The sequence below is a fragment of the Nitrospirota bacterium genome (genome assembly GCA_040756155.1).
Classification (GTDB): domain Bacteria; phylum Nitrospirota; class Thermodesulfovibrionia; order JACRGW01; family JBFLZU01; genus JBFLZU01.
The window spans coordinates 1-2,597 of record JBFLZU010000002.1 but is presented as its reverse complement, the minus strand read 5'-3'; the positions used below and the strand labels follow the sequence as shown (position 1 = coordinate 2,597).

4 protein-coding genes are annotated in these 2,597 nt (G+C 42.7%); 3 read left to right on the top strand and 1 reads right to left on the bottom strand.

The genetic code is table 11. The features are described from left to right. The 3 genes from AB1488_00180 to AB1488_00170 form a co-directional block, all read left to right on the top strand. A partial coding sequence (locus tag AB1488_00180) for a ComEC/Rec2 family competence protein (GenBank protein ID MEW6408524.1) occupies positions 1-986 on the top strand: 986 nt, incomplete at its 5' end. Between the two features lie 111 nt (positions 987-1,097). Next, entirely contained in the window at positions 1,098-1,307 is a 210-nt protein-coding gene (locus AB1488_00175) for a hypothetical protein (protein MEW6408523.1), read from the top strand. Positions 1,308-1,368: 61 nt separating this feature from the next. Next, positions 1,369-2,292: a hypothetical protein gene (locus tag AB1488_00170; protein MEW6408522.1), complete on the top strand. Its 924-nt coding sequence runs from the start codon at positions 1,369-1,371 to the stop codon at positions 2,290-2,292. Here the strand turns inward: AB1488_00170 and AB1488_00165 are convergent. Beyond that, positions 2,249-2,597 (bottom strand): universal stress protein (locus tag AB1488_00165; GenBank protein MEW6408521.1); only part of this gene is annotated, 349 nt, incomplete at its 5' end. The two genes, AB1488_00170 and AB1488_00165, sit on opposite strands and share 44 nt — an antisense overlap.

The following is a 2,597-nucleotide window of genomic DNA, read 5'->3' as shown; positions in this document are numbered from 1 at the left end:
TTTCTCTTTTAATCATTTTGCTCATTTCTGTTCCTGTTGCTTTCGATAAAAATGCCCTGAAGGTAACATTTCTCGATGTGGGGCAGGGTGACTCTGTCCTTGTAGAACTTCCCGATAAAAGAAAGATACTAATAGATGGAGGGGGGATAGCTGTTCACCGTTCACCATTCACTGTTCACAGTTTCGATATAGGCAGGAGGGTTGTCGCCCCATATCTCTATGATAGAGGGATAAGACATATAGATTACCTCGTGCTAACGCATCCACATCCTGACCATGTGGGTGGACTTGTGCATATTGTCAAGGAGTTCTCTATCGGTGAGGTATGGACCAATGGATACAAATCCGAGTATCCTTTATACATTGAGTTTAGAGAGACTCTTAAGCAAAAAGGCATAAGACACAGGGTTTTGTGGGCAGGCTCCGATTCGGGACTGTCCCCAGAAAATGGCTACCAGATATACATCCTGCATCCGCACAAAGAGTTTACAGTATATCCAGAAAGAGGGGAATTTTCTGCACAGAATAACCTTTCCTTGGTTATTAAGGTTGTATATAAGAATACATCCTTCCTTTTTACAGGAGATATAGAGGAAGAGGCAGAGGCTCATTTAATACAATTAGGGAAATGGGTAAAAAGCAATGTTATCAAGGTGCCCCATCATGGTGGGAAGACATCGAGCACAGAGGGATTGCTCTATGCGGTCTCACCACAGATTGCGGTTGTTCATGCAGGAAAGAATAACCCATTTGGACATCCCAATCCTGCGGTCATTGAGCGGTACAGGAGATATGGGGTAAAATTATACAGGACAGACATGGATGGGGCGGTGAGGATTACAAGCGATGGAAGGAAGTTTGAAACGCTTACATACGAGGATGTGACAATGGTTCCTGTAATAAGACATTATGCTATATTAGATGAGTTGAAAAATATTAAAAGGCTCATGATGAGGGTGATTATACCGATAAGCGGGGTTTTCTAACCTTGTCATGGCTCTATAAAACCAGTTCGTCATTCCCGTGAAAACGGGAATCCAGCGGGCAAAGATTATACCGATAGGCGGGGTTTTCCAACCCCGCCATAAAAGAGTATTATGCCAATAAATGAGTCATATAACAGGAAGAGTTCAATTTGGCAGAGTGGTTTTTATGATTATATACTTGATAGCGAAGAGAAAGTGTTAAGCAGGATAAGATATATAGAGAATAACCCAGTAAGGGAAGGTATCGTTACACATCCAGAGGATTATAGATATAGCTCAATAAGATATAGGGAGAAAACCGATTTTGAGATATTCTTTTAAATAGGCGGGACAAGAATGTCCCGCCTATCGTAGAGAATACTGTCATGAGGCTAATGTATAAATGGTTATGAGAGTTACACATATCATCGTCAGCATAACCATCTCAGCGCTGGTTATCTTTATTGGTATTCCGAGCCCAGATATAAATCGGGGCGAAGAATCTCAAAAGGGAGAAAGTAATGCCCACATAATAGCCTATGATATACTCGCCCACCATGGAGAGAAGATCTATCTTAATGCTAAACTGAGGAAAGGATTTTTCTCTCTCAGACCTGAGATAGGCGGGGAGCGATTAGAATTTTTTGTCGGTAAGGAATCGAAAGGTATCGCTCTCACAGGGGGAAATGGTGTTGCAGTAAAAGAGATTGCACCTCTGAAGGCAGGAATTCATATCTTTATGGTCAGGATTCCTGAATATCCCAGAGTTTCCCCATATCGTGCAGAGGAATCTAAGGGTTTGATTGCCTGCTGGGAGACATCAAGACCGATACTCATCGTAAAACTTGAGGATACTGTTTATGAGGTTGGGAGACCAGGATCCCTCCTCCCTATAAAAGAGTTGGAGATGAAGCCTCTCCGAGGGGCAAAAGAGGCGTTAAAGTTTCTCTCAAAGAGATTTAATATTATCTACATAACTCGAAAGGACGAGCTATCCCTTAACAGGCTCAGAAAATGGCTCTCTGAAAGAGAGTTCCCTGCTGCCCCGGTTTTTACACTTGGGGTTAAAGAAGAATCACCTGATGAAAGTAGATATATTGGAGAGAAGATTGATGAATTTAAAGAACAGGACTGGAAGGCGATAAGGATTGGAATCGGCGGTAGTGCTGCAGATGCTGAAGCCTTTCTGGAGGCTGGCATGAGGGCAATCATAATTGCCGATAAATATACCGATCTTCCCGAAGGAGTGGAGAGGGTAGAGGGATGGGAAGATATATTACCTATTATGACCTCACCACAAGAACTGGGCAGGGGGAGTGTCCGATGACTCTTTCTGTCACACTTCCCATGAGCAATCTCTTGGGACCTGTGCGACCATGGCTTCCCATAAAGATGACATCAGCATTTTCCTTTTTTGCAAGTTCTACTATCACTTTATAGGTCTCGCCTTCCCTTACAAAGTTCTCTGACTTTATATTCGATGCCTCTGCCTTTTTCTTTACACTCTCGACGATGCCCTTTGCTTTTTTAACCATCTCTTCAACCAGACCTGGGGCTTGAGCCATAAATTCATCTGTCACATCAACTACCGAGATGACCATCAAATCTCCTTCATAGGATTTTGCAAATTCT

Excerpts from the sequence above, each read along its gene's own strand:
- AB1488_00175 (MEW6408523.1), top strand. The coding sequence starts at position 1,098 with ATGCCAATAAATGAGTCATATAACAGGAAGAGTTCAATTTGGCAGAGT.
- AB1488_00170 (MEW6408522.1), top strand. The coding sequence starts at position 1,369 with ATGGTTATGAGAGTTACACATATCATCGTCAGCATAACCATCTCAGCG.